The organism is Streptomyces sp. NPDC007905, assembly GCF_042959345.1.
GTDB lineage: Bacteria > Actinomycetota > Actinomycetes > Streptomycetales > Streptomycetaceae > Streptomyces.
This window is the reverse complement of sequence record NZ_JBIBKS010000075.1, coordinates 1-3,357: the sequence shown is the minus strand read 5'-3', so window position 1 is coordinate 3,357 and position 3,357 is coordinate 1. Positions and strand designations below refer to the sequence as shown.

Annotated in this window: 3 protein-coding genes; all 3 read left to right on the top strand. The window is 69.5% G+C overall.

Features of this window, described 5'->3' with window-relative positions:
• Nucleotides 1-97 precede the first annotated feature (97 nt).
• Nucleotides 98-688: a telomere-protecting terminal protein Tpg gene (gene tpg, locus ACFZDC_RS41940; RefSeq protein ID WP_391332360.1), complete on the top strand. Its 591-nt coding sequence runs from the start codon at nt 98-100 to the stop codon at nt 686-688.
• A 104-nt stretch (nt 689-792) separates the two neighbouring features.
• The gene (locus ACFZDC_RS41935; protein WP_391332359.1) at nt 793-1,734 is read left to right on the top strand and encodes a hypothetical protein; all 942 of its coding nucleotides are present in this window, start codon (nt 793-795) and stop codon (nt 1,732-1,734) included.
• A 224-nt stretch (nt 1,735-1,958) separates the two neighbouring features.
• Nucleotides 1,959-2,726: an ATP-grasp domain-containing protein gene (locus ACFZDC_RS41930; RefSeq protein ID WP_391332358.1), complete on the top strand. Its 768-nt coding sequence runs from the start codon at nt 1,959-1,961 to the stop codon at nt 2,724-2,726.
• Nucleotides 2,727-3,357 lie beyond the last annotated feature (631 nt).

Sequence of the window (3,357 nt, the reverse complement as noted above, 5' to 3'; positions counted from 1 at the left end):
AGTGCGGTCACGAGGGTGTCCAGGTTCGTCGTCACAAACGATCATGGACACCCTCTCCTCGCGCCCGCAGGCATTTGGAAAGACTCGTCTAGGAGGTATGAGCGACCACGAGCAGCAGCAGTCGGCCCCGAGCCGCGGCAAGGTCCTGGAGGCCCTCACGCGGGCGGAGCGGAAGGTCTTCACCCGGCCCGCGCCGAAGTCCGCAAATACACAGGTGAAATTCCTCCTCACGCGGCTGAAGGAGTCAGCGCGGAGCCTGGCGGAGCGTGTAGGCACCTCGACTCGAACGATCGAGCGCTACCGCGCCGGGAAGCTGAAGAAGCCACAGAAGCGGCTCCAGGCCGCTCTGATGGAGGCGACCGAGTCAGAGTGGCAACCGCAGGTCAGGGCCCGTGCACGCGAACAGGCTTCCACGTCCAGCGGGATGATGGTGGAGGTGACGGCGTACTTCGGATTCACGTGCTCGGGCAGCTCGGACGACGGCCGCATCCGCACCATCACCACCCCGCTCTCTCCCACCTACGTGAAGCAGATCCTCAAGATGCAGGAGGCCGGAGCGACGGAGGAGGAGCTGCATCCGATCGTCGCGGCGGCCATCACCGAGTCGTATTTCACGGAATGGGGCACCCGGGCCGATGGCCTGCGCGCGGATTTCACGCACGTCCAGTCCATAGATTTCCGGTTCTGACACGGTTGAATTCAGGTCCTGCTATAAACCATATTCGGCGGGCCGTCGTATAGCGCTCTGGCGGCGGCCCGCTCCGAATCCGCACCACGAATACGAGGCCGATGATGACCACGCCCTGGCCGCCCCGGCGCACTGCGCGCCGTCCGCTCGCCCCGCGCGTCACCGCGCCCCGGGAGCCGGTCGACCCCGCCCGCATCGGCCGCCGCGTCGTCCGGCGGCGGGCGAAGGGCATGGACGCCGGCGCCGTCGCGGCGGCCCTCGAGGACGCCCGGTTCGACGCCCGGCAGGACTCGCGGCACGAGGACCTGGCGGACGACGTCCGCGGCCCCGCGGAACTCGCGGAGTGGGAGCGCATCGCGCAGCTGCTCGCCGACGCGGCGCCGGGCACCGTCTACGTCCCGGACACCGACGACGTCGTCCAGGCCGAGCTCGCCGCCGACGCCGCGGCCGCCGCCGCCCGGGAAGCCGAGCTCCGTGAGGCAGCGCGGATCGCGGCCCGCGCCGATGAGCTCCAGGCGCTGCGCGAGATGGGCACGCTGGAGCAGACCGAGCCCCGTGACGGGGACGAAGCCGTCCGCGACGAACTCACCCGCCGAGCGGGCGGGTACGTGCAGGCCGACGTCGACGCCTGGCTCGCCCACGCGCTCGCCGCGCACCTCGGGCACCACCGCGACCCGGCCGCCTGCGAGGCCGCCGCCGGCCTTCTCACCCGTCGGTCCTCGCGCACGCCGCGCTGCTCGCCGAACTCGCCCGCCTGGTCCCGGGCGCCGACGTCGACCAGCTGGCGTTCGCGGCCCGGCTCGCCACCACCGAACCCGAAGCTGCCGGTGCCCTCGCCGTGTTCCTCGCTCGCGTCCGGTCGTAGCGCAGTATTCGCACGGCCCGCTCCGGCCTCACGCTCCGCTGTCTCCCAGACCCCAGCGTCTGGGAGACAGACCTGTGAGGGACCTGGGAGGCTGGGACCGGAAATACCCCGGAACGCCTGTGATGTCTGGGAGGTTGGAGGGCTGTTTCCCCAGGCAGCGCGTTCCTGGGAGATGACCTGAGAGCCTGTGAGGGAGCCGTGGGAGCAGACATGCCTGTCCTCTGACACGCGATCTTGACCGATTGACAAGTGATCTTGATTGGTGCCGGGTTTCTGTCACTTGATCTTGAGCCGTGGCTCGCCGTGGCCTGGCTGGTCTTGGGTCCGCGGCGGGGATTCTCGGCTGCGGCGGTGGGCGCGGTGGGGCTAGCGTGGCGGTTTTGCGGAGCGTGGGAGAGAATCGCGATGCTGGTCATGCCGGGGCGGCGGACGTCGACGATGGAACTGCTGGCCGTCGAGGCTGCGGGGCGGGGGATGCCGGTCAGGGCGGCAGAGGAGCCCGGCCTGGCGGGCCCCGCCTGGTACGGAGGGCCGGTCGCGGGTACGCGACTGGCAGGCCAGCTCGGGTTCGCGTTGCTGGAGCCGACGGACGGCTGGCTCGCCGAGCTGCCGGAGGAGTTCACCGGCCGCGAGGTGCGGGCGGGGACCGTCGCGGACGCATGGGCGATCGACCGGCCGACGTTCGTCAAGCCGCCCCGTGACAAGTCCTTCCCGGCCGACGTCTACGCCGACGGCTCCCGGCTGTCCTCCGCCTTGGACCCGGCGACGCCGGTGCTGCTGTCCGAGGTGGTGACCTTCGCGGCCGAGTACCGGCTGTTCCTTTTGGACGGCCGGATCGCCGCGGCGAGCCGGTACGCGGTGTTCGGCAGCCTTGATCCCCGCCCGCTCGGCGGGGACCGCGCGGACCGGGCCATCGCCGCGCAGATCACGGAGTTCGCCGACCGGCTGGCCGCCGCGGCCGGGCACACGCTGCCGAGCGCCGTGGTCGTGGACATCGGTCAACTTCTTGACCCGTACAGCCCTGGCCACCGCTGGGCCGTGGTGGAGGCCAACATGGCGTGGTTGTCGCACGCCTACGCGGCCGACCCGGCACGGGTGCTGGACGTGGTCCTGCGGGCAGCCGGCCCACGCGAGCACACGCGGCCGCGAGATCTGGCATTCGAACGGCTCTGATCCGCGCCGCACCAACTGGGCCCTTCTGCGGCCGACCAGGTCGGCCGCACTCCGGGAACCGACGCTCCCAGTTCGGTCAAAGTCACCTGTCAATCGGCCAAGATCTCCTGTCAGAGGACAGTGCCCGTGATCACCGTGGGTGACTGTCACGCTGTCACGCTCACCAGTGTCACGCTCACCGATCCGGCTGTCACGTTGGAGTGTCACGCTGGCGATTCGGCCCGGAATCACGGGCCCGACCCCCGGATTTTGGGCCACCTCGCCGATCAGCGTGACACCCCTCCCAGAGCGATGACCTGTCTCACTGAAGTTGCACAGATGCTGGTCCGTCTCATCGAAGGTGGGCAGCAGGCGTGTGACCAGTTCGAAAGTGGAAGGGCAAAGTGTCTTCGACCGGGGGGAAGCGCCGTCCGTGCGGTACGCGTCGCACTACTGTCCCCACCTTGAAGCACTGACATGTTGGGAGATACTGACATCAGCTCGTCAGGGTGAACTTCGGTGAAGTCCCTGATGAGTCTGGAGTCGTGGTCGTATCGCGTGGTGTGTGAGATATGCGGATGGGGGCGGGCTGACTGCTGCGGGACGCCGGCGCCGGGAGACCGTTCGGATGCAGGCGGCCGAGCTGTTCGAG

Excerpts from the sequence above, each read along its gene's own strand:
- tpg (WP_391332360.1), top strand. The coding sequence starts at position 98 with ATGAGCGACCACGAGCAGCAGCAGTCGGCCCCGAGCCGCGGCAAGGTC.
- ACFZDC_RS41935 (WP_391332359.1), top strand. The coding sequence starts at position 793 with ATGACCACGCCCTGGCCGCCCCGGCGCACTGCGCGCCGTCCGCTCGCC.
- ACFZDC_RS41930 (WP_391332358.1), top strand. The coding sequence starts at position 1,959 with ATGCTGGTCATGCCGGGGCGGCGGACGTCGACGATGGAACTGCTGGCC.